At 72.4% G+C, this 21,345-nt stretch carries 19 protein-coding genes and 1 pseudogene; 14 read left to right on the top strand and 6 right to left on the bottom strand.

Annotated features, from left to right (window positions below; genetic code table 11):
* Nucleotides 1-60 precede the first annotated feature (60 nt).
* The 5 genes and pseudogenes from G3I78_RS10985 to G3I78_RS51890 form a co-directional block, all read left to right on the top strand.
* Nucleotides 61-1,041: a zinc-binding alcohol dehydrogenase gene (locus tag G3I78_RS10985; protein ID WP_164422918.1), complete on the top strand. Its 981-nt coding sequence runs from the start codon at nt 61-63 to the stop codon at nt 1,039-1,041.
* A gap of 116 nt (nt 1,042-1,157) precedes the next feature.
* Nucleotides 1,158-1,556 (top strand): 6-carboxytetrahydropterin synthase, encoded by a 399-nt coding sequence (locus G3I78_RS10980; protein ID WP_164422916.1) that lies wholly within the window; start codon nt 1,158-1,160, stop codon nt 1,554-1,556.
* On the top strand, nt 1,553-2,737 hold the full coding sequence (locus tag G3I78_RS10975; protein WP_164422914.1) for a glycosyltransferase family 4 protein: 1,185 nt from the start codon (nt 1,553-1,555) through the stop codon (nt 2,735-2,737). Before G3I78_RS10980 ends, G3I78_RS10975 begins: the two co-directional genes overlap by 4 nt.
* Complete coding sequence (locus G3I78_RS10970) at nt 2,734-3,822, top strand: class I SAM-dependent methyltransferase (protein WP_164422912.1); 1,089 nt, start codon at nt 2,734-2,736, stop codon at nt 3,820-3,822. Before G3I78_RS10975 ends, G3I78_RS10970 begins: the two co-directional genes overlap by 4 nt.
* Nucleotides 3,819-5,072: pseudogene (locus tag G3I78_RS51890) on the top strand (lysylphosphatidylglycerol synthase transmembrane domain-containing protein); the annotation flags it as partial. The gene G3I78_RS10970 and the pseudogene G3I78_RS51890, both read left to right, overlap by 4 nt.
* 110 nt (nt 5,073-5,182) lie before the next feature.
* Here G3I78_RS51890 and G3I78_RS10960 read toward each other — a convergent pair.
* Entirely contained in the window at nt 5,183-5,935 is a 753-nt protein-coding gene (locus tag G3I78_RS10960; RefSeq protein WP_164422908.1) for a creatininase family protein, read from the bottom strand.
* 38 nt (nt 5,936-5,973) lie between these two features.
* On the opposite strand from G3I78_RS10960, the gene ribA reads away from it, so the two are divergent.
* From ribA to G3I78_RS10935, 5 genes are read left to right on the top strand one after another with little or no spacing between them, the layout of a single operon-like run.
* The gene (ribA, locus tag G3I78_RS10955; RefSeq protein WP_164422906.1) at nt 5,974-6,633 is read left to right on the top strand and encodes a GTP cyclohydrolase II; all 660 of its coding nucleotides are present in this window, start codon (nt 5,974-5,976) and stop codon (nt 6,631-6,633) included.
* Nucleotides 6,634-6,678: 45 nt separating this feature from the next.
* Nucleotides 6,679-7,650: an ornithine cyclodeaminase family protein gene (locus G3I78_RS10950; RefSeq protein WP_164422904.1), complete on the top strand. Its 972-nt coding sequence runs from the start codon at nt 6,679-6,681 to the stop codon at nt 7,648-7,650.
* Entirely contained in the window at nt 7,647-8,792 is a 1,146-nt protein-coding gene (locus G3I78_RS10945; RefSeq protein WP_164422902.1) for an FAD-binding oxidoreductase, read from the top strand. The genes G3I78_RS10950 and G3I78_RS10945 overlap by 4 nt, the downstream gene beginning before the upstream one ends.
* The gene (locus tag G3I78_RS10940) at nt 8,789-9,850 is read left to right on the top strand and encodes a saccharopine dehydrogenase (protein ID WP_164422900.1); all 1,062 of its coding nucleotides are present in this window, start codon (nt 8,789-8,791) and stop codon (nt 9,848-9,850) included. Before G3I78_RS10945 ends, G3I78_RS10940 begins: the two co-directional genes overlap by 4 nt.
* On the top strand, nt 9,843-11,009 hold the full coding sequence (locus G3I78_RS10935; RefSeq protein WP_164422898.1) for a saccharopine dehydrogenase family protein: 1,167 nt from the start codon (nt 9,843-9,845) through the stop codon (nt 11,007-11,009). The genes G3I78_RS10940 and G3I78_RS10935 overlap by 8 nt, the downstream gene beginning before the upstream one ends.
* Here the strand turns inward: G3I78_RS10935 and G3I78_RS10930 are convergent.
* Together G3I78_RS10930 and G3I78_RS10925 are read right to left on the bottom strand one after the other, a co-directional pair.
* Complete coding sequence (locus G3I78_RS10930; protein ID WP_164422896.1) at nt 11,003-12,043, bottom strand: hypothetical protein; 1,041 nt, start codon at nt 12,041-12,043, stop codon at nt 11,003-11,005. The two genes, G3I78_RS10935 and G3I78_RS10930, sit on opposite strands and share 7 nt — an antisense overlap.
* Before the next feature lie 152 nt (nt 12,044-12,195).
* The gene (locus tag G3I78_RS10925; protein WP_164422894.1) at nt 12,196-13,422 is read right to left on the bottom strand and encodes a serine hydrolase domain-containing protein; all 1,227 of its coding nucleotides are present in this window, start codon (nt 13,420-13,422) and stop codon (nt 12,196-12,198) included.
* Between the two features lie 158 nt (nt 13,423-13,580).
* Between G3I78_RS10925 and G3I78_RS10920 the strand changes: the two genes are divergently transcribed.
* Together G3I78_RS10920 and G3I78_RS10915 are read left to right on the top strand one after the other, a co-directional pair.
* A complete protein-coding gene (locus G3I78_RS10920; protein WP_164422892.1) occupies nt 13,581-14,030 on the top strand; it encodes a PPOX class F420-dependent oxidoreductase in 450 nt (149 codons plus the stop codon).
* Between the two features lie 151 nt (nt 14,031-14,181).
* On the top strand, nt 14,182-16,287 hold the full coding sequence (locus G3I78_RS10915) for a tetratricopeptide repeat protein (protein WP_164422890.1): 2,106 nt from the start codon (nt 14,182-14,184) through the stop codon (nt 16,285-16,287).
* Here the strand turns inward: G3I78_RS10915 and G3I78_RS10910 are convergent.
* The gene (locus tag G3I78_RS10910) at nt 16,274-17,596 is read right to left on the bottom strand and encodes a hypothetical protein (RefSeq protein ID WP_343243714.1); all 1,323 of its coding nucleotides are present in this window, start codon (nt 17,594-17,596) and stop codon (nt 16,274-16,276) included. The genes G3I78_RS10915 and G3I78_RS10910 overlap by 14 nt on opposite strands.
* Before the next feature lie 652 nt (nt 17,597-18,248).
* Here G3I78_RS10910 and G3I78_RS10905 point away from each other — a divergent pair.
* Nucleotides 18,249-18,659 carry a VOC family protein gene (locus G3I78_RS10905; RefSeq protein WP_164422888.1) on the top strand — a complete coding sequence of 137 codons (411 nt, stop codon included), beginning with the start codon at nt 18,249-18,251 and terminating at the stop codon, nt 18,657-18,659.
* A 35-nt stretch (nt 18,660-18,694) separates the two neighbouring features.
* The gene (locus G3I78_RS10900) at nt 18,695-19,129 is read left to right on the top strand and encodes a VOC family protein (protein WP_164422887.1); all 435 of its coding nucleotides are present in this window, start codon (nt 18,695-18,697) and stop codon (nt 19,127-19,129) included.
* Nucleotides 19,130-19,196: 67 nt separating this feature from the next.
* Here G3I78_RS10900 and G3I78_RS10895 read toward each other — a convergent pair whose 3' ends face one another.
* Complete coding sequence (locus G3I78_RS10895) at nt 19,197-20,537, bottom strand: MFS transporter (RefSeq protein ID WP_164422884.1); 1,341 nt, start codon at nt 20,535-20,537, stop codon at nt 19,197-19,199.
* Between the two features lie 124 nt (nt 20,538-20,661).
* The gene (locus tag G3I78_RS10890) at nt 20,662-21,327 is read right to left on the bottom strand and encodes a TetR/AcrR family transcriptional regulator (RefSeq protein WP_164422882.1); all 666 of its coding nucleotides are present in this window, start codon (nt 21,325-21,327) and stop codon (nt 20,662-20,664) included.
* Nucleotides 21,328-21,345 lie beyond the last annotated feature (18 nt).

Raw genomic sequence — 21,345 nt, 5'->3', positions numbered from 1 at the left:
TGCGCGACCTGTGCACATCTCGGTACGTGAACGAGTTCCCGATCGTTCAGGAGGTTCTCGATGAAGCCCGCCGCACGTGCGTTCTGGCTCCGCTCTCCGGGTGAAGGAGAGATACGGGACGTCACCCTTCCGGCCCCCCGCGAGGACGAGGTCCTGGTCCGTTCGCTGTACTCCGGGGTCAGCCGTGGCACGGAGACACTCGTGTTCCGCGGCGGGGTGCCCGAGAACCAGCACTCCGTCATGCGGGCCCCCTTCCAGCAGGGCGACTTCCCGGCGCCGGTGAAGTACGGCTACCTCAGCGTGGGGCTGGTCGAGGAGGGCCCCGCCGCGCTGAAGGGCAGGACCGTCTTCTGTCTGTACCCGCATCAGACGCGGTACGTAGTCCCGGCGAGCGCCGTGACGGTCGTACCGGACGACGTGCCCGCCGCCCGGGCCGTCCTCGCCGGCACCGTCGAGACCGCCGTCAACGCCCTCTGGGACGCCGCCCCGCTGATCGGCGACCGGATCGCGGTGGTCGGCGGCGGCATGGTCGGCAGCTCGGTCGCCGCGCTCCTCGCCCGCTTCCCCGGTGTGCGGGTCCAGCTGGTGGACGCCGACCCGGCCCGCGCCACGACCGCCGAGGCGCTCGGCGTCGACTTCGCTTCCCCCGCGGACGCCCTCGGCGACTGCGACCTCGTCGTCCACGCCAGCGCCACCGAACAGGGCCTCACCCGCTCCCTGGAACTCCTCAGGGCCGAGGGCACGGTCGTCGAACTGAGCTGGTACGGCGACCGCCGTGTCGCCCTGCCGCTCGGCGAGGCCTTCCACTCCCGGCGCCTGACGATCCGCAGCAGCCAGGTCGGCACCGTCTCCCCGGCCCGCGCGAGCCGCGGCTACGGCGACCGGCTGGCCCTCGCACTGAAGCTGCTCGCCGACCCGGCGCTCGACGCCCTCGTCACGGGGGAAAGCGCGTTCGAGGAACTGCCGAAGGTGATGCCACAGCTCGCCAGTGGGGAGATCGCGGCCCTCTGTCACCGCGTGAGGTACGACAAGAGCGCCTGACCTGAGAAAAGAGTGAGAGACCGCTGAACAAGGGGAGTCGAAGAGCCGTACTACACGGCATCCCCCGGCAGGGATCAGCCGGGGGACCAGACGCGCCGCACCTGGAGGGTCGTCCGTTGTTCAGCATCACCGTCCGCGATCACATCATGATCGCCCACAGCTTCCGCGGCGAGGTCTTCGGCCCCGCGCAGCGTCTGCACGGAGCGACGTTCCTGGTGGACGCCACGTTCCGGCGCGAACAGCTGGACGACGACAACATCGTCGTCGACATCGGACTGGCCACCCAGGAACTCGGCGCGGTCGTCAGCGAGCTGAACTACAGAAACCTCGACAACGAACCCGACTTCGCCGGAGTCAACACCTCCACGGAGTTCCTGGCGAAGGTCGTCGCGGACCGGCTCGCCGAGCGGATCGAGAAGGGCGGACTCGGCGAGGGCGCCAAGGGCCTCTCGGGCCTGACCGTCACCCTGCACGAGTCGCACGTCGCCTGGGCGAGTTACGAGCGTGCCCTGTGACCGACATGACCACCGGGCGGGCGGCCATGCTCGACTACGTGCCCGTGCAGCACACCGCCCTCAAGAAGGCCGAGATCATCCCGATGTCCCTGCGCTCCGTGCACTTCGTGATGCCCGGCGGCGTGGACGACCCCACCGCGCCCAGCGGCGGCAACGCCTACGACCGGCGGGTCTGCCTGGACCTGCCCGGCTTCGGCTGGCAGGTCGAGCGGCACGCGGTGGCCGGCAGCTGGCCCCGCCCGGGAGCCGCGGCCCGCACCGAACTGGCCCGCACCCTGCGCGACCTGCCCGACGGCACCGTCGTCCTCATCGACGGCCTGGTCGCCTGCGCGGTCCCGGAGATCGTCGTCCCCGAGGCGGACCGGCTGAGCCTCGCGGTCCTGGTCCACCTGCCGCTCGGCGACGAGACGGGACTCGAACCCGCGCTCGCCCTCGAACTGGACGCCAAGGAGCGCGAGGTGCTGCGGGCCGTGCCCGCCGTCATCGCCACCAGCGACTGGGCCGTACGCCGACTGGTCTCGCACCACGGCCTCGCCCCCGAGCGCGTGCATGTCGCCACCCCGGGTGCCGACATCGCCCCCCTCGCCTCCGGCACCGACGGCGTGTCCCGGCTGCTGTGCGTGGCCGCGGTGACCCCCCGCAAGGGACAGCACCGGCTCATCGAGGCCCTGGCCGGGGCGACCGACCTGCCGTGGAGCTGCGTCTGCGTCGGCGGGATCACCCAGGACCCCGAGTACGTCGCGAGCCTGCGCGTACTCATCCAGAAGTACGGCCTCCAGGACCGCCTGCACCTCGCGGGACCGCAGGCCGGGGCCGAGCTCGACGCCAGCTACGCCGCCGCCGACCTGATGGTCCTCACCTCCTACGCCGAGACCTACGGCATGGCGGTCACCGAGGCCCTCGCGCGCGGCATCCCGGTGCTGGCCACGGACGTCGGCGGACTGCCCGAGGCGGTCGGCCGAGCCCCCGACGGCGGGGTGCCCGGCATCCTCGTGCCGCCGGAGGACCCCGCCGCCCTCGCCGCGGAACTGCGCGGCTGGTTCGGCGAGGCCGACGTACGACGCCGGCTGAAGGCCGCTGCCCGGGGCCGGCGGGCCGCCCTGGACGGCTGGGCGACCACGGCCCGCAGCCTGGCCGGAGTACTCGGCCGACTGCCCAGCGAACCCAGGAGGGCCGCATGAGGAAGACGGCGACCAAGCAGAGCGGGAAGATCCCGGCCCAGCCGGGGCCGCGGGAGGTGCCGTCGGCCGGGGCACAGAAAGTGGTGACCACGTTGGCGGAGGCCCAGGGTGCGAAGGCGGCGGTCGCGGGTGAGGCTCAGTTGGTGACGACCTCAGCCGCGGGCGCCGATGCAGAATCGGTCATTCCCGGTGCCGGCCCCAGTGCCCGCCCCGGCGAGCGGCCCACCGTACGCCTCAGGGACGCAGGCCCCGACGACGCTCCCCGGTACGCCCCCGAGTGGCTGGAGCTGCGCGAGGGGCCCGACGCGGCGGCGCGGGCCGGCGATCTGATCGACCCGCTGCGCATCCGGCTGGCCAACCTGCCCGGCAAGGCCGGACTCGTCATCCACGACCTGGGCTGCGGCACCGGCTCCATGGGCCGCTGGCTCGCGCCCCGCCTGGACGGCCCCCAGCACTGGATCCTGCACGACCGGGACCCCTACCTCCTGCACTTCGCGGCCGTCGCCTCCCCGCGCTCCGCCGCCGACGGCAGCCGCGTCACCGTCGAGACCCGCCGCGGCGACGTCGGCCTGCTCACCCCGGACGCCCTCGCCGGCGCCTCGCTGGTGACGGCCTCCGCGCTCCTGGACGTCCTCACCCGCGAGGAGATCGACACCCTCGCCGCCGCCTGCACCGGGGCCGGCTGCCCGGCCCTGCTCACGCTGTCGGTCGCCGGACGCGTCGAACTCACCCCGGCCGACCCGCTGGACGACGAGATCGCCGACGCCTTCAACGCCCACCAGCGGCGCGGCGGACTGCTCGGCCCGGACGCCGTCACCGTCGCCTGCGAGGCGTTCTCGGAGCGCGGCGCGACGGTACGGCTGCACCCGAGCGCCTGGCGCCTGGGCCCCGCCGAGTCCGCGCTCACCGCCCAGTGGCTGCGCGGCTGGGTCGGCGCGGCCGTCGAGGAGCGCCCCGAGCTGAAGGAGCGCGCCGAGCGCTACCTCCAGGACCGGCTGGAGGCCTGCCGCGCGGGCGAGCTGAAGGTGGTCGTCCACCACAGCGACCTGCTGGCGCTGTCCCGGCCGACGGGCGGGGCGTCATGAGCGTGGAGACGGTGCGGTCCGACACCGGGCTGCGGCCCGGCACCGGGTCGCGGTCCGGTACCGAGCGGCGTGACGGCCTCGCGGAGAACGGTGACGCCGAGCCGGGCGAGCGGGCGCTGCTGCCCGTCCGGAGCGTCGAGCGCGGCCGGGCGAACCTGCCCGTACGGCGCCCCGCGGACCCGGCGCGACCGGTCCTGGTCACCCACCGGGCCCTCGCGCTCCAGGCCGAGGTGGTCCGGACCCGGGACGACGTGCTCACGGCACGGACCGACGCCATCGTCGCCCGGGCCGAGGTGCTGGAAGCCGCCGGACACCCCGTCCTCGACCTCACCGAGGCCGCCGTCTCCCACGACCGGATCGGCGTCATCGTGACCACGGTCAGGCCCGGCCCCGCACGACCGCCCCGCGGGCGCACCGCCCTGCGCGCGATCCTCAACTCCCGCGCCCTGCGCACCCACTTCGGCACCGTCGCCGGCGTCACCATCCTCGCCGTCCTGCTGTGGCGGCTCGGCACCGGCGTCTTCCTGGACGGCCTGCGCAGGATCGACGGGACCGCCCTGCTCGCGTCGCTCGCGATCGGCGTGCTGACCACCGTGTTCAGCGCCTGGCGCTGGCAGTTGGTGGCCCGCGGCCTGCGCATCCGGCTGCCGCTCGGCGCCGCCGTGGCCGACTACTACCGCGCCCTGTTCCTGAACGCGGCCCTGCCCGGCGGCGTCCTCGGCGACGTGCACCGCGCGGTGCGGCACGGACAGAGCGCCGGTGACATGGGCCGCGGTGTCCGGGCCGTCGTCCTCGAACGCGCCGCCGGACAGATCGCGTTGGCGATCGTCGGCGGTGCCGTGCTGCTCACCATGCCGTCCCCGGTGCTGACCGAGGCCCGCCACCTGGCACCCCTCGTCGGCCTCGCGGCCCTGGGCGCCCTCGCCGTCGTCGTCGCCCTGCGCATGAACCGGGCCCCCTCCCGCCGCGGCCGGGCCCTGCGCTCGACACTCGCCGAGGCCCGCGAGGCGCTGCTGTCCCGCCGCAACTGGCCCGGCGTCACGCTCTCCTCGGCCCTCGTCCTCGCCGGCCACCTCGGGATGTTCGTCCTCGCCGCCCGCATCGCGGGCTCCGGCGCCTCCGTCGCCGTACTGCTGCCGCTCGCGGTGCTCGCCCTGCTCGCCATGGGACTGCCCCTGAACATCGGCGGGTTCGGCCCCCGGGAGGGCGTCACCGCCTGGGCGTTCGCCGCGATGGGCCTCGGCGCCGAGGCCGGTCTCGCGACCGCGATCGTCTACGGCGTGCTCAGCTTCGTGGCGAGCCTGCCGGGCGCGGTCGTCCTGGTCGTGCGCTGGTACCAGGGACTGCGCCCGGCGAAGTCCTACCCTTCCGTGAGCATCGAGAAATACGCTCCGAAGGAAGCCGAGAGGCTCTCCAGCAACGCTTTCCCTTTTTCCGCAGAGCCCAGCGAAGGGCGCCCGATGACACCGGAATCGGTGTAACCGGACATACCGAGGGTGAGGAGATGACGACGGTCGTCCGCGACGAAATCGGAGGTCTCGTAACCGGGCCGGACGTATTCCGGGTGGGCGTGCAGAAGAATGGAGGTCTCGATTTCTCCCGCATGCATGTCGGTGAGCAGCGAGGTGGCCACCCCGGCCTCCGTACGGGCGGCCTCCCAGTCCTCCGCGGCCGGGAAGAGCGCCATCCGCTCACCGCGGGCGGAGGCCTCCTGGACGACGTTGCCCAGCACGTAGTTCCCGCCGTGTCCGTTGACCACCACCAGGGCCTCGACGCCCGAGCGGCGCAGCGAGGCCGCAATGTCCCGTACCACCGAGTGAAGGGTGACGGAGGAGATGCTGACGGTCCCCGCCCAGGCCGCGTGCTCGTGCGAACAGGAGATCGTCACCGGGGGGAGGAGGTGCACCGGGTACGCCGCGGCGATCTCACGCGCGACGGCACAGGCGACGAGTGTGTCGGTCGCCAACGGGAGGTACGGGCCGTGCTGTTCGAAGCTCCCGACCGGAAGGACGGCGACCTGTGTTGAGACGCCCGCGCCCCGGGTCCGTACGTCTTCCGTAGTGTCCGTCGGCAACAGACCGTACGCCGCCGACCGTATTCCCGAACCACTCATCTTTTCACGGCCTTTCGTCTCTGCTTAGGAACCAGATCATGACAGATAAAGTTGGCGTACTCGGCAAGAAGGCACCACAGCGTACGGGTGTGGAGCGCGTGGTGAATGCCCCGCTGCCCACCGTGTACGGCAAATTCCAGGCGGTCGGATACCTGGATCACGACCGCGGTGACGAACAAGTCGCCCTGGTCTACGGTGACATCGGCTCGGAAGACGTTCTCGTCCGGCTGCATTCCGAGTGCCTGACCGGTGACGCGTTCGGCTCCCAGCACTGCGAGTGCGGCGACCAGCTCGACGCCGCCCTGCGGGCCGTGGTCAAGGAGGGCAGCGGCATCGTCGTCTACCTGCGGGGCCACGAGGGCCGCGGCATCGGACTGCTCGCCAAGCTGCGCGCGATGGCGCTCCAGGCGGAGGGCCTGGACACCGTCGAGGCGAACCTCGCGCTCGGCCTGCCCGTGGACTCCCGCGACTACGGCGTCGCCGCCGGGATCTTCCACGACCTGGGCGTGAACTCGGTGCGTCTGATGTCCAACAACCCGCGCAAGCGCGAGGCGCTGGTCCGCCACGGCATCGAGGTCGCCGAGACCGTACCGCTGCTGATACCGCCGTGCGAGAACAACATCACCTATCTGCGCACCAAGCGGGAGCGGCTGGACCACCACCTGCCCCACCTGGACGCGGTGGCCCACCTGTCCTGATCGCCGGACGGGTTCCGGCACGGGAAATCCGGACAGGAAGAGGGAATGACCGACGACGTCCTCTTCCTCTCCGGGCAGCAGGTCACGCGTCTGCTCGACGTGGACACGGCCATCGCCTCGCAGCGCGCCGCCTTCACCGCCCTCGGCTCCGGTACGGCCGACCGGCCGGCGAAGATCATGCACCCGAGCCGCTTCGACGACAGTGTGGTCTTCGCGTACGTCTCCCGGCTCTCCGCCGACTCCGGGGCCGTCGCGAAGTTCGGCAGCGTCAACCCGGGCAACGCGGCGGCCGGGCTGCCCACGGTCCACGCCGTGGTGTCGGTCCTCGACCCGGTGACCGGCCGCCTGTCCGCCGTCATGGACGGCACCGCGGTGACCACCCTGCGCACGGCCGCCGCCAGCGCCGTCGCCGTCGACGCCCTGGCCACGCCCGACAGCACCGACCTGGCCGTCCTGGGCTCGGGCGTCCAGGCCCTGGCCCATGTGCGGGCCGTCGCCCGGGTGCGCGACCTGAAGTCCGTACGGCTGTGGAGCCCGGCCCCCGAGCACCGGGCCCGTGCCGCCCGGACCCTCGCGGCCGAACTGGACCTGGCCGTCGAGGCGGCCGACAGTGCCGAGTCGGCGGTGACCGGGGCCACCCTCGTCGCGACCTGCACGCTCAGCGCGACGCCGGTGCTGCGGGGCCGGTGGTTGGCCCCGGGGTGCACGGTGGTGAGCGTGGGGTCCTTCGAGCCCACCCGCCGAGAGGTGGACCCCGAGGTCCTGCGGCGGTCCGCGGCCGTCGTCGTCGACGATCCCGTTGCCGCCGCCGCACACGCCGGGCCGGTCGTGGACGCGCTCGCGGCCGGAGTGCTGGCCGAATCCGACCTCGTCGGGCTCGGCGCCGTACTCACCGGGCGGGCCACGGCACGGACCGGACCCGGCGACATCGTCCACTACAACAGCGTCGGCCTCGGCATCCAGGACGCGGCAGCGGCCTGGGCCGCGGTCCGGGCAGCCCAGGAGGAACGCAGATGAACAACCAGGCCGGAGCCGTCGTGATCGGTGGCGGGGTCATGGGCACCAGCATCGCCTTCCACCTGGCGCGGGCCGGGGTGAGAGACGTCGTACTGGTCGAGCGGGACGAACTCGCCTCGGGATCCACCTCCAAGGCCGCGGGCGGGGTGCGCGCGCAGTTCTCCGACGAGGTCAACATCCAGCTCGGGGCCCGCAGTCTGGAGGCCTTCGCCCGGTTCCAGGAGGAGACCGGACACGACATCGGACTGCACCGGGTCGGCTATCTGTTCCTCCTGTCGACGCCGGAGGAGGTGGCCTCCTTCGAGCGGAGCGTGCGGGTCCAGAACGCCCTCGGCGTACCCAGCCGCATGATCGACCCGGCCGAGGCCCGCACGCTCTCCCCGCTCATCAGCACCGACGGGCTGCTCGCCGCCGCCTACTCGCCGGACGACGGCCACTGCACCCCCGAGTCCGTCGTCCAGGGCTACGCGAGCGCCGCCCGTGCCCACGGCGCGCGGATATTACGCCACACCGACGTCACCGGCATCGAACTGCACGGCGACCGCATCACCGCCGTGGCGACCACCATCGGCCGGATCGCCACCGACACGGTGATCTGCGCGGCCGGCGCCTGGTCGAAGGCTGTCGGCGCGATGGTCGGCGTGGACCTGCCGGTGTCGCCGCTGCGCCGCCAGATCGCGGTCACCGAACCGGTCCACGGACTGCCACCGGACCTGCCCATGACCATCGACTTCACCACCAGCCTCTACTTCCACGCCGAGGGCCCCGGACTCCTCGTCGGCATGTCCGACCCCGACGAACGGCCCGGCTTCGCCACCGACACCCACGACCGCTGGATCCCCCGCCTCGCCGAGGCCATGCGGCACCGCGCCCCCGGCCTCCTCGACCTGCGCCGCACCGGCGGCTGGGCCGGCCTGTACGAGAACACCCCCGACCACAACGCCCTGATCGGCGAGGCCACTTCGGTCTCCCGCTTCCTCTACGCCACCGGCTTTTCCGGCCATGGTTTCCTCCAGGGCCCGGCCGTCGGCGAAGTCGTCCGCGACCTCTACCTGGGCCGCGTACCCTTCGTGGACGTCAGCCCCTTGAGCGCCGGCCGGTTCGCGGCCGACGCCCCGCGCCCGGAGGCCAACCGCGTATGACCGAACTCCATCTGTGGCTGCGCCACGAGGTCCGCTCCACCGAACGACGCACCCCGATCGTGCCGTCCGACGCCCGGCGGCTCGTCGACAGCGGGGTGCGGCTGACCGTCGAGGAGTCCCCACAGCGGATCTTCCCGATCGAGGAGTACGAGACGGTCGGCTGCGCGGTCGCACCCGGACGTTCCTGGGTGTCGGCGCCGCGGGACGCCGTGATCGTCGGTCTGAAGGAACTCCCCGACGCCCCCGCGACCCTGACGAACCGTCATGTCTTCTTCGGGCACGCCTACAAGGAGCAGCCCGGCGCCCGCGCCCTGCTGGGCCGGTTCGCCGCCGGGGGAGGAGCCCTCCTCGACCTGGAGTACCTGGTGGACGACCAGGGCCGCAGGCTCGCCGCGTTCGGGTACTGGGCCGGCTATCTGGGCGCGGCCCTCGCCGTCCTCCAGCACCGGGGCAGGCTGGACGCGCCGCTCACCCCCACCTCGCAGAAGGAACTGGAGGCCCTGCTGCGGCCCGTCGCCGGGGACGAGGACTTCACGGCGCTGGTGATCGGGGCCCTGGGCCGCAGCGGTCGCGGCGCCCGCGTCGCGCTGCACGCCGCCGGGGGCGAGCCCACGTGCTGGGACCTGGCGGAGACCCGCGACCTGGACCGCCCCGCACTGCTCGCCCACGACCTGCTGGTGAACTGCGTCCTGGCCACCACCCCCGTCCCGCCCTTCGTCCGCGACGAGGACCTGGACGTCCCCGCCCGCCGGCTGCGCACCCTCTCCGACGTCACCTGCGACGTCGGCTCCCCGCTGAACGTCCTGCCGGTCTACGACCGCACCACCGAGTGGACCGACCCCGTACGCCGGCTGCACAAGGAACCCCCTCTCGACCTCATCGCCATCGACAACCTGCCGTCCCTGCTGCCCCTCGAGTCCAGCACCGACTTCTCGGCGGCGCTGCTGCCCCAGCTGCTGGAGTTCGGGATCGCCGGGGCCTGGGGGCGCTGCCTGGACCGGTACCGCCAGGCCTGCCGTGAACTCGGCATCGAGGAAGGGGAGTTCCGCCATGTCTGACGTCACGCCCGACGCCGTACCCGCGACCGGGACCGTCCACTGGATCGGCGCCGGACTCTCCACCGGCACCGGCCTGGAGCGGCTGTGCGACACCGCCGACCGGGTACGGCTGTGGCACCGCACCGAGGAGCGCGCGGCACAGGCCCTCGCCGCACTGGGACTCACCGGCCGGGCCGAGCCCCGCGCCTACACACTGTCCGCGCTCGCCGCCGAACTCGCGCCCGGCGACGTCGTCGTGTCGATGCTGCCCGCACCCGAGCACGCCGGGATCCTCGCCGCCTGCGTACGGGAGCAGGCCCACTTCGCCTGCTCCAGCTATGTGTCCGACGCGGTCGTCGAGCAGGTCCCCGAGGCCCAGAAGGCCGGGATCGTCGTCCTCACCGAGGCCGGTCTCGACCCGGGCATCGACCACCTCTTCGCCCACAGCCTGGTGGCCAGGGCCCGCGCGGCGATCGGCGAGGCCGCACCGGCGTCGTACCGTCTCACCTCCTACTGCGGCGGAGTCCCCGCCGTGCCGAACGACTTCAGGTACCGCTTCAGCTGGGCCCCGCTCGGGGTCCTCAACGCCCTGCGCTCACCCGCCCGTTACCTTGAGGGCGGCACCCCCACCACCGCCGACCGCCCCTGGGAGGCGACCCGGCGCCACGACGTGGACGGCGAGACCTTCGAGGCCTACCCCAACCGCGACAGCGTCCCCTTCGTCGAGCAGTACGGACTGCCGCCCGCCTGGACCCCGCAGACCTTCGTCCGCGGCACCCTGCGCCTGGACGGCTGGCTGCGGGCCTGGGAGCCGGTCTTCGAGGAGCTGAGGAACGGCGACGACACCCGGATCGCCGCCCTGGCCCAGGAGTTGGCGGCCAGGTATCCGACGACGGAGTCCGACCGCGACCGGGTCGTCCTCGCCGTCTCCCTCGACGTGCGCGCGCAGGACGGCCGGACCTGGTCGGGCGGCTACCTCCTGGACCTGGTGGGCGACGACGAGGACAGCGCCATGGCCCGCTGTGTCTCCCGCACCCTCGCCCTCGGCATCGGGCACATCCTGGACGGCTCCCTCCCGGCGGGCCTGAACCGCGCCGCCGAGACCGCCGCCCGCTCCGAGCAGTGGCTGGGCGAACTCGCCCGGGACGGCCTGCACTTCACCCTCCGGATCGATCAGTAGGCCGGTATGAGGGGGTCTCCGCGCCGGTCTCGCCCCGCCGGGGCCGGGCCGGTCGCGGAGACGGAGATCACCCACAGCACGCACAGGTCGAAGGCCAGCTCGGTCACCGAGGCGAACTGGTTGATCGTGAACTTGAATATCTGGCCGACCAGGATGTCCGCCAGCAGCGCCGCCCGCACCAGCCGGAGAGCGGCCGCCCGGTCGGTGCGCAGCCTCACCAGCCCGGCGGCCCCGAGGACGGTCGCGACGAGGGAGCTCACCAGGACACCGACCAGGGCCCCGCGCTGCGGTTCCCGCGCCAGCTCGCCGTCCAGCGCGCCCAGGGTTAGCCACAGCGTGAACAGAACCGCCTCGGTCAGGACGCACAGCACGCTCAGCGCGAGCACCAGCCGGTGCCGCGCGGCGCGTCGGAGCAGCGCGGTGACCCGGTCGATCCCGGCACGGCGGCGCCGCACGGCACTCGGGCGCCGCTCGGGCAGGGTCCTCAGCAGCCGGACCAGCGCCTCGTCGACCGGCCGCTCCGAGCCCTCGACCAGCCTCAGGGCCGCCTGTCGCCGCTCTTCGTCGAGTCCCGAGGTGACTCCGGTGAGCGCCAGGTCGGCGGCGCGGGCGCTGCGCTGCTCCGCGGTGAGCGGGGCACGGTGGCGCAGCAGGCGGGTCAGGACCAGGAGCGCGGCGAAGGTGGCGTAGATGATGCCCGCGGCCGGGCGGTAGAAGTACCCGGGCTCGTCGGTGACCTGCTTGCCGACCTCGTCGATGAAGAGCCCGAAGCCCACGCCTCCCACGACCGCGCAGGCCGACCGGACCGGGCGCCCGAGCAGTCCGAGCGCGAGGAGGGTCGCGGCCATCATCAGCAGACCACCCCACAGCATGTGCGCGATGTGCAGCCGGCCGCCCGCGCCGCCCAGCCGGGGATAGCCCGTCAGCGCGAGGAACGCGCGGGTGACGAGGACGGTGACGATGCCGGACAGCGCGAACAGCCGCAGCCGCCCGGCCGCCCCGGTGGCCCCGACGAGTCGTCCCCCGCTTCCCATGATCTCCCCCTGACGTCCCCCGCCCCGCGGGTGGTCGCCCGCGTTCACCTTCCAGACTGGCACCGCGGGAAAGCGCGGGTGATCGGGGACAACCCTGAGACGCCCCGGAGATCACCCCGCAGGGGCCGGGCGCAACTCCCGGTCCGGGGCGCCTAGTCGACGACCGACTCCTGGACCAGCCGCTTCAGGTCGGGGAAGAGCTTCAGCGTCTTCGGGCGCACCTGGGTGAAGAACTGCACGGTCAGATCGCGGCTCGGGTCGACCCAGAACGTCGTGGAGGCGGCGCCGCTCCAGCCGTACGCGCCGGGGCCCGTGGGCGCCAGGGTGCGGGACGGGTCGATCACCACCGAGACGCCGAAGCCGAAGCCGACGCCGTCGTTGCCGCGCTCGTCGTGGGCGGGCTTGGCGCCGAAGGCCCGCAGGTCGGCGCCGCCCGGGAGGTGGTTGGACGTCATCAGGTCGACGGTCTCGGCGGACAGCAGCCGGGTGCCGTCCAGTTCGCCGCGCCGGCGCAGCAGTTCGGTGAAGCGGTGCACGTCGTAGGCGGAGGCCGCCATGCCGCCGCTGCCGGAAAGCAGCCGGGGGCGTCCGCGCAGCGGCAGTCCCGGGACCGGCTCGATCGTGCCGTCGTCCTTCTCGCCGTACAGCTCCGAGAGCCGCTCGGCCTGGCGGTCCGTCACCCAGAATCCGGCGTCGGGCATCCCGAGGGGGCCGAAGACGCGCTCGGCGAAGAAGACGTCCAGCGTCTGGCCGGACGCGATCTCGATGACCCGGCCCAGCACGTTGGAGGCGACCGAGTAGTTCCACTGGGTACCCGGCTCGAACTGGAGGGGCTGGCGCGCGTACACGGCGACCGTCCCGGCGAGGTCCGAGCCCGGCAGCACCGAGGACTCCAGTCCCGCCTCGCGGTAGAGGGCGTCCACCGGGTGGGAGTGGTAGAAGGCGAAGGTCAGACCCGCGGTGTGGGTCATCAGATGCCGGACCAGTATGGGACCGTGCGCCGGACGGGTCGTCAGGCTGTCGCCGGAGCCGTCCACGTACACGCGTGGCTCGGCGAACTCCGGCAGGTAGTCGGCGATCGGGTCGTCCAGCGACAGCCGCCCCTCCTCCACCAGCAGCAACGCGGCCACCGCGGTGACCGGTTTGGTCATCGAGTAGATCCGCCACAGGGTGTCGGTCTCGACGGGGAGCCCGGCCGCGAGGTCGCGGTGGCCCTGCGTGGTGAGGTGGGCGACGCGTCCGCCCCGGGAGACGGACACCAGGAAGCCGGGGATCCGGCCCTCGTCGACGTAGTGGGCGAAGTGCTGGTCGAGGCGGTCGAGCGCCTTCGCGTCCAGCCCCACCTCGGCGGGGTCGACCTCTTGTCGAAGCTGTGCCATCGCTCTCCTCTTTCGCGTCCGTCGAGGTGCGGACCGGTATACCCGGCCCTGACCACCTCAGACATCATCGTCGCTCAGGAATGCCGTGGTGGTGGACGGGTTGGCCGGTAACAGCCGTCGCGGGAATGCGGGGCGCGGTAGGGCCGGTTGATCGTGACATGACTCAGGACGCGACGCAGGACGCACTGCTCGGGCTGCTCTCAGAGGGCCACGGCGGAGTGCTCACCACCCTCAAACGCGACGGCCGGCCCCAGCTGTCGAACGTCAGCCACGCCTACTTCCCCGACGAGCGGACCATCCGTGTCTCCCTCACGGACGACCGCGCCAAGACCCGCAACCTGCGCCGCGACCCCCGCGCGTCCTACCACGTGACCACGCCGGACCGGCGCGCCTACACGGTCGCCGAGGGCACGGCCGACCTCACACCGGTCGCGAAGGACCCCTACGACGAGACCGTCGAGGAACTCGTCCGCCTCTACCGCGCAGTCCAGGGCGAACACCCCGACTGGGACGACTTCCGCGCGGCGATGGTCCGGGACCGCCGACTGGTGCTGAGGCTGCGGGTGGAGCGGGCGTACGGCATTCCCGGCGGCGCCGGCCGGGGCTGATACCGAGCACGGACACGCCGTTCCTGCCCGCCCCGGCGTTCCGGAGCTGGGCCAGGATTTGCGCCGTCCTCTTGAGGAACCGTCATCTCCCGCCGTTCCGGCTAGGGTTGATCCACTACGGGCTGTGGTACGAGGCGGGGGGACACGCGGCATGATGGATCTTCTTTCGGCGGGCGCGATCAGCGCCGTGCTCACCGCCATCGGCGGCGGCATGGCGACCGAGGCCGGAAGATGGGTCTGGGAATCCGCAGGCGGAGTGGTACGGCGCGTGGCCGGACGAGAGGTGCCCGCCCCCAACACACCGGGTCAGCTGGAGGATGTCGCCCTGCTGATGCACGAGCGTCTCCGCGCCGACCCGCGACTGGCCGAGCCCTGGCTCCGGTTCGCCCGCCACGTACCCACCACGGCCGCACTCGGAACACGTCGGCGCGCCCGACTGCCGGAGGCCCCGAGCTGCTTCACCGACCGCGACAAGGTGATCAAGCTGCTGGACAAGGAGGTGGCGCGCCCCTTCGACGGACGCCCGCGCGTCGCCCTCCTCCACGGCCCCGAGGGAATCGGCACCAGCACCCTCGCCTTCCACTGGGGCTGGCGGCAGCTCGCCCGCTTCCCCGACGGCCAGCCGTATGTGGACCTGCGCGCTCTCACACCTGAGGCGGCCCTCGGCGAACTGCTGCGCCAACTCGGTCTGGAAGAAGCGGAGATACCCCACTCCGCACAGGACCGCCAGGCCCTCTTCCGGGACTGCGCGGCCGACCGCCGACTCCTCGTGGTCCTTGACCACGCCCGCTCCCACGCCCAGGTCGAGCCCTTGCTCAGCACGGCGCCCGGAGTCTTCACCGTCGTCGTCGCCGGGCAACCGCTCGCCGGACTCGGAGCGTTGCGCATCCCGGTCGGACCGCTGGCCAGGCGGGACTCGGTGCGGATGCTGGAACGGCTCGTCGGTGAACCGGCGGTCTCCGTCGCTCGCGCCACTCTGCCCGCGGTCCTGGACCGTTGCGCCGGCTCGCCGTACGCCCTGCGCGCGGCGGCGCCCCGTCTCGCGACCCGGCCCTCCGGCACACAGCGCACCGACGCCCCCGTCCAGGCAGCCATCGAGGACTCCTACCGCCTCCTCGCCCCCGGCGCGGCCCGCCTCCACCGTCTCGCCGGGCTGCGGAACTGGCCCGCCCTGGACGCCGCCTTGGCCGCGCGCATCGTGGAGACCCATGAAGCTGAGGCGTCCCGGCTCCTGGAACAGCTCGCCGAGGCGGTGCTCCTCGACCAGACGGCCCCCGGCCGCTACCGCCAACGTCCCTCGGTACGGGGCCATGCCGAGCGGACGGCGGGCGCGGTCGACGGGATCGCCGCCTGCTCCGCCGCGGTCGCCAGAGCCGTCGGACACTACCGCGACCTCGCCGTGGGCGCGGCGCGGGCCGCTCTGCCGGAGAGCTGGCGGACGCCCACCGAGCACTCGGCGGTCACCTTCCCCACCAAAGGAGCAGCCGTCGCCGCGCTCGCCGCCGAGGCACCGGCCTTTGTCGAAGCGGTGCGCGCGGCCGAGGAGTTCGGGGACCGGGACACCGTCGTCCTGCTGTGCCGTTCCCTGTGGCCGCTGCAACTCAAGGCCGGCCGGCACGACGTCCTGCTGCCCGCCCTGCGCATCGGCGCACGCGTCGCCGACGAACACTTCCCGGGGACCCGCACCTCCGGCGCGCTCCACGCTCAACTCGCCCACAGCCTCACTGAGTTGCGCCACTGGGACGAGGCCGAGGGCGAAGCGCTCGCTGCCGCGCGCGACGAACGGGCGGCCGGACACCTCCGCGGGCAGGCCTCCGCCGTGGAGTTCCTGGGGTTGCTGCGACTGCGGCAGTGGCGGTTCCCGGACGCGTACGACTGCTTCGAGGAGGCGTCCGCGATTCTCGACGGGATCGGCCCGCAGGATGAGGGCGCCGCCGATCTCCCGCGTGCCCGCGCCCTGTTGGAGCGCCACAAGGGACGTGCGCTCGGCCGGCTGGACCGGCGGCAGGAGGCTGTGGCGCACCTCGCCACAGCGCTGGAATTCTTCCGGGGCCGAACCCCCGGGAACAGCACACCCGAGCCCTACAACACCGCTCGGGCCCTCACCGACCTCGCCGAGGTCCACCTCGTCGCCAGCGACACCGGCACGGCGCTGCCCCTCGTCGACGAGGCGCTCACCGCGCTGGAGAGCGAAGAGGCCGAGTACCAGGTGGCGCTCCTGCGCACGCTCAGGGAGCGCTGCGTCACACCGGAGTGACGGTCACCGAATGCGCGGTCGCGCCCGTGTGCACGATCAGGCCCAGCTCGACCAGTTCGTGCGGCGACTTGCCTGCCGCGAGCCACGCGTGCACGGCCGAGGCGTCGGCGGCGGGATCGGCGTCCGGCCCTGCCGTAAGGCGCAGTTCAGTACCGGCCCGGGTTCGGATCAGACACGAGGTCGGTCCGGTGACGTACGCGGCGAGCGCGCAGTGCGGATGCCGGTCGAGGATCTCCGCCGTCCAGCCGGAGGGTGTTCCGAACCTCGGGTCGTCTGCGTCGGCGTACCGGAACACCACGTCGGCCAGAGCCAGTTGATCCGTCTCCCGGGTGTCCTCGTGGACTGCCATGTGTACGTCGCAGCCTTCCTCGTACGGCGCCTGGTGCGGACCCGCGTACCGGGTGAGCGCGATCTCACCGGAGCCGAGCAGCCGGGTCAGTACCTGGAGCGGTGCGGTGGGCAGCGGCGGTTCGTACGGCGGCAGCGGGAGCGGTTCGAGACGCGCCGGTTCCTCGGGTTCGGGAATGCCGAGGGCGTCGTAGAAGAGGCGGCGCAGCCTGGCCGCGGACTCGCCGGGCATCGAGCTGGTGAACTCGGCCGGTTCGGGCAGCGGTTGGTGCGCGGCCAGCAGGGAGTCGACCTGCGCCCGGAGCGGGAGCGCGGGATCCAGTCGAGGCGCCGTGCGGACGAAGTCGTGGACCGGGGCGTCGGGTGCGAGGCCGGCGAGGGGCGCGGCGCCGAGCAGGACCGGGGTGCCGAGCGCGGCTGCGTAGTAGGTGACCGAGCCGTGGTCGCCGATCACCGCGTCGGCGGCGACCAGAGCCTGACGCCAGCCGTGCAGCGGGTCGATCAGGGCGAGCCCGGCGCGCCGGGCGCGGTCGAGCCAGGCGCGGATCTGTCCCGGACCGTGTCCGTGCCAGATGTTCGGGTGCAGCACGGCCGCGAGCCGGTACTCGTCGGCCGGGAACTCCGAGGTGAGTCGCGGCAGCAGGGAGGGCAGCAGGTCCTCGCCGCCGTCACCGAAGAGCGAGTCGGGATTCCAGGTGGAGCTGAGGACGATCAGGCGCCGGCCCCGGCCCACGCCGAGCGCCCGTCGGAACCGCTCGCGGTACGGGCGGGCCGCCAGCATGCGGTCCCAGCAGGGATCTCCGGCGAGTACGGCTGTCGGAGCCGCCTCGGGACAGATGCCGAGCAACCGCTCGTACTGCTCGGGATGGGAGAGGACGAGCGAGTCCGCGACCGGCTCTCCGTATTCGTCGAGCAGCCACTCCGGCGACAACCCGAAGACCGGAACCTCCGCCCCTTCCACCGACCTGCCGTCGGGTGTCGGGTGTCGGGTGTCGGGTGTCGGGTGTCGGGTGTCGGGTGTCGGGTGTCGGGTGTCGCTAGCTTCTTAGTATATCCGACACCATGTGACAATACGGCCAATATGCCGGAAAGTTCCCGAAGTTGACCGCCGAAGCTAGCCGATACGGCCAGCGAGACCGGAGTCGCGATCGCCTGTTCCCAAGGCAGTACGGGCACCCCGACATCGGCCAGCAACTCGGCGAGCCCCGCCCGGAAGGCCGAGGACTCCGTGCTGGTCGCCAGTGCCTGCACGCGGAAGTCGTCGTGGAACAGCGGCAGGACATCGAGCAGCCGAGTCGCCGAGGTCACGTTGTGCACGACGAGCAGTACCTTGCGACTGCGCCCCCGGGTGGACCACCGCCCCGCGTCGTCACCCACCGGCACCCGTATCCAACCGGCCCCCGCCACTCGCTTGCCCACCTCTCGCCACCGCCCGTCGATCCGGCAACGATAGTCAACCCGTGGCGCGCTGCGGGCGTCACGTCGATCGGATCGCAGGTCCTGGCAACACCTCCAGGGCGAGGTCCTACGACCCCGGGAGCAGGGCGGATGGCCGATGTGCCGGTGTACGGGGGCTGCCTAGGCTGACGGCACACCTAGGGGAAGAGGTCACCATGCCGGTCAACGGCCGCAGCCACATCCGTGTCGCCCGCCCGTCCCGGGACCTGGCGGCCGCCGAACGGTTCTGGGTCGAGGGGCTCGGGCTGGGTGTCGTATGGCGGGCGGAGGGCGGCCCCGAACCCGGCGAGCACGACCTGCTGATGCTCGGCTGGCCGGACGCCGGGTGGCATCTGGAACTCGTCCACGAACAGGGCAGGCCCGTCGAACCCCGTCCCACCGAGGAGGACCTCCTGGTGATCTACGTCGACGAGCCGGTGCCGGAGGAACTCGTCGCCCGCCTGGAGGCGCACGGCGGCAAGCGGGTGCTGTCGCCCAACCCGTACTGGAACGAGTGGGGCGTCACCGTCGAGGACCCGGACGGGTACCGGCTGGTGCTGTGCGCGCGGGGCTGGTCGAACTCCTGAGGCCGACTGTCGGTGGCACGCAGTACGGTCCTGACATGGCCGCCACTTTCGATCTCACCCTGGACTGCGCGGACGCGCCGCTGCTCGCCGCGTTCTGGAAGACCGCGCTGGGCTACGTCGACGAACCGCCGCCCGCGCCCTTCACCACCCGCGCGGAGTGGCTCGCGCAGTTCGACCTCCCGGAGGACGAGTCGGAGGACGACGGCGCCTGGCTGTGCGATCCCGAGGGGGTGGGGCCCCGGCTGTCCGTCCTGAGGGTCCCCGAGCCCAAGACCGCGAAGAACCGGCTCCACATCGACGTCCGGGTGCCGGGGCACGGCGGTCCCGACGAGAGATGGGCCCGCGTCCGGGCCGAGTCCGAGCGGCTGGTGGAGGCGGGCGGGAGCGTGCTGGCGGAGTTCGAGGGGCATCACGTCGTGATGGCCGACCCCGAGGGCAACGAGTTCTGCGTGGCCGCCGCCCCTGCCTGACCCGGACCTGCCCGAGCCCCCGGCAGCCGCAGGGGCGTCCGGGGGCTCGAAGCCGGGGAGGGGGGAATCAGGCGGAGACCGTCTCCGGGCGGGCGGTCTCGCGCGGAGTCCGTGTGCCGAGGTCCGCCGTGGCGACCTTGTGGGTCTCGCGGGCGGTCAGGGCGGCGATCACCGGCGGGACGCACAGGGCCGCCGTGAACAGCGCCACCGAGGACCAGTCGGTGCCGTCGGGGCCCGCGATCTGCGCGGCGAAGGTGACCGCGAAACCGGCCACGGCGAAGCCGATCTGGGTGCCGATGGCCATGCCGGACAGCCGGACCCGGGTGGAGAACATCTCGCCGTAGAAGGACGGCCAGACACCGTTCGCCGCGCTGTAGACGACGCCGAAGGTCACGATGCCGAGCAGCAGGGTCAGCGGGTAGTTGCCCGTGGAGATCGCCCACAGGTACAGGAACATCGTGATCGCGCTGCCCACCGCGCCGATCAGGAAGACCGGGCGTCGGCCGATGCGGTCCGAGAGCGTGGCCCACAGGGGGATCGCGGCGAGCGCGACCAGGTTGGCCAGCGCGCCCACCCACAGCATCGAGGACCGGCTCATCCCGACCGCGTCGCTGGTCGCGTACGCCAGCGCCCACACCGTGAAGATCGTGGAGACCGAGGCGATGAGGGCGCCGCCGATCACCCGCAGCACGTCCGCCCAGTGCTCTCGCATCAGCACCGCCAGCGGCAGCTTCACGACCTCGCCGGAAGCCGCCTGCTGCTCGAACGCCGGTGTCTCGTCCAGCTTTCGCCGGATGACGAAGCCGACCACGGCGACCGCGACGCTCAGCCAGAACGGCACCCGCCAGCCCCAGGAGAGCAGTTGGTCCTCGGGCAGCGCGGCGACCGGCAGGAAGACCAGGGTGGCGAGCAGTTGTCCGCCCTGTGTGCCGCTGAGCGTGAAGCTCGTGAAGAAGCCGCGCCGGTGTGACGGCGCGTGTTCCAGTGACATGGAGTTCGCGCTGGCCTGCTCGCCGGCCGCCGAGATGCCCTGGAGCACCCGGCACAGCACCAGGAGCACCGGGGCGAGGGTGCCGACCTGGTGGCGGGTCGGCAGACAGCCGATGAGGAACGTCGACACGCCCATCAGGATCAGCGTGAAGACCATGATCTTCTTACGGCCGACCCGGTCGCCGATGTGGCCCATGAAGAGTGCGCCGACCGGCCGGGCCGCGTAGGCGACACCGAAGGTGGCCAGCGACAGCAGGGTCGCGGTGGCCGGGTCGGACTCGTCGAAGAACACCTTCGGGAAGATCAGGGCTGCGGCGCTGCCGTAGATGAAGAAGTCGTAGTACTCCAGGGCGCTGCCGATCCAGGCGGCGGTGGCGGCCTTTTTCGGTTGCCCGACGGCTTCGGCGGGGACGGACACGGGGTGCTCCTTCGGGGGGACTCCGGGAGCTATCCAGTTAATTAACCCACTGGATAGTTAGTAGCGGTTGCGGAGGATGTTGCGCCCGCATGTCCCGCGTGTCAAGGGGGTGTGCCGGGCGCGGTCAGTCCGACGCGCGCTCCGCCGTCAGATACGCGATCACCATGTCTCCCAGCATGGCCCGGTAGTGCTCGCGCTGCTCGGGGGCGACCAGGTCGCGGCCGAAGAGCGCGCCGAAGGTGTGCCGGTTGGCCACCCGGAAGAAGCAGAACGAGCTGATCATCGCGTGCAGGTCGACCGCGTCCACGTCCGCCGTGAACAGGCCGGACTCCTGTCCCGAGGCCAGGATGCGGCGGATCACGTCGAGTGCGGGGGAGCCGATCCTGCCGAGCTTCTCGGAGGCGGCGATGTGCTCGGCCCCGTGGATGTTCTCGATGCTGACCAGGCGGATGAAGTCGGGGTGCTGCTCGTGGTGGTCGAAGGTCAGTTCGGCCAGGCGCCGGATGGCCGCGACCGGGTCCAGGTGCTCGACGTCCAGCTCCTGCTCGGCCTCGCGGATCACGGTGTACGCCCGCTCCAGGACGGCTGTGAAGAGCTGCTCCTTGCCGCCGAAGTAGTAATAGATCATCCGCTTGGTGGTGCGGGTGCGGGCGGCGATCTCGTCGACCCGGGCGCCGTCGTAGCCGGCCCGCGCGAACTCCTGGGTCGCCACGTCGAGGATCTCGGCCTGGGTGCGGGCGGCGTCGCGGATCCGCCCGTTGGGTCGTGCCGGTTCGTCGACGCTGGTCATCGGGTTCCTTCGGGAGAG

This window comes from Streptomyces sp. SID13726 (assembly GCF_010548375.1).
Lineage (GTDB): Bacteria > Actinomycetota > Actinomycetes > Streptomycetales > Streptomycetaceae > Streptomyces.
This window is presented reverse-complemented; position numbering and strand designations above follow the sequence as displayed.

What these genes read in the sequence shown, in the direction of transcription:
- G3I78_RS10985 (WP_164422918.1), top strand. Translation starts at nt 61, where the DNA reads ATGAAGCCCGCCGCACGTGCGTTCTGGCTCCGCTCTCCGGGTGAAGGA.
- G3I78_RS10970 (WP_164422912.1), top strand. Translation starts at nt 2,734, where the DNA reads ATGAGGAAGACGGCGACCAAGCAGAGCGGGAAGATCCCGGCCCAGCCG.
- G3I78_RS10960 (WP_164422908.1), bottom strand. Translation starts at nt 5,935, where the DNA reads ATGAGTGGTTCGGGAATACGGTCGGCGGCGTACGGTCTGTTGCCGACG.
- ribA (WP_164422906.1), top strand. Translation starts at nt 5,974, where the DNA reads ATGACAGATAAAGTTGGCGTACTCGGCAAGAAGGCACCACAGCGTACG.
- G3I78_RS10950 (WP_164422904.1), top strand. Translation starts at nt 6,679, where the DNA reads ATGACCGACGACGTCCTCTTCCTCTCCGGGCAGCAGGTCACGCGTCTG.
- G3I78_RS10945 (WP_164422902.1), top strand. Translation starts at nt 7,647, where the DNA reads ATGAACAACCAGGCCGGAGCCGTCGTGATCGGTGGCGGGGTCATGGGC.
- G3I78_RS10940 (WP_164422900.1), top strand. Translation starts at nt 8,789, where the DNA reads ATGACCGAACTCCATCTGTGGCTGCGCCACGAGGTCCGCTCCACCGAA.
- G3I78_RS10935 (WP_164422898.1), top strand. Translation starts at nt 9,843, where the DNA reads ATGTCTGACGTCACGCCCGACGCCGTACCCGCGACCGGGACCGTCCAC.
- G3I78_RS10930 (WP_164422896.1), bottom strand. Translation starts at nt 12,043, where the DNA reads ATGGGAAGCGGGGGACGACTCGTCGGGGCCACCGGGGCGGCCGGGCGG.
- G3I78_RS10925 (WP_164422894.1), bottom strand. Translation starts at nt 13,422, where the DNA reads ATGGCACAGCTTCGACAAGAGGTCGACCCCGCCGAGGTGGGGCTGGAC.
- G3I78_RS10920 (WP_164422892.1), top strand. Translation starts at nt 13,581, where the DNA reads ATGACTCAGGACGCGACGCAGGACGCACTGCTCGGGCTGCTCTCAGAG.
- G3I78_RS10915 (WP_164422890.1), top strand. Translation starts at nt 14,182, where the DNA reads ATGATGGATCTTCTTTCGGCGGGCGCGATCAGCGCCGTGCTCACCGCC.
- G3I78_RS10905 (WP_164422888.1), top strand. Translation starts at nt 18,249, where the DNA reads ATGCCGGTCAACGGCCGCAGCCACATCCGTGTCGCCCGCCCGTCCCGG.
- G3I78_RS10900 (WP_164422887.1), top strand. Translation starts at nt 18,695, where the DNA reads ATGGCCGCCACTTTCGATCTCACCCTGGACTGCGCGGACGCGCCGCTG.
- G3I78_RS10890 (WP_164422882.1), bottom strand. Translation starts at nt 21,327, where the DNA reads ATGACCAGCGTCGACGAACCGGCACGACCCAACGGGCGGATCCGCGAC.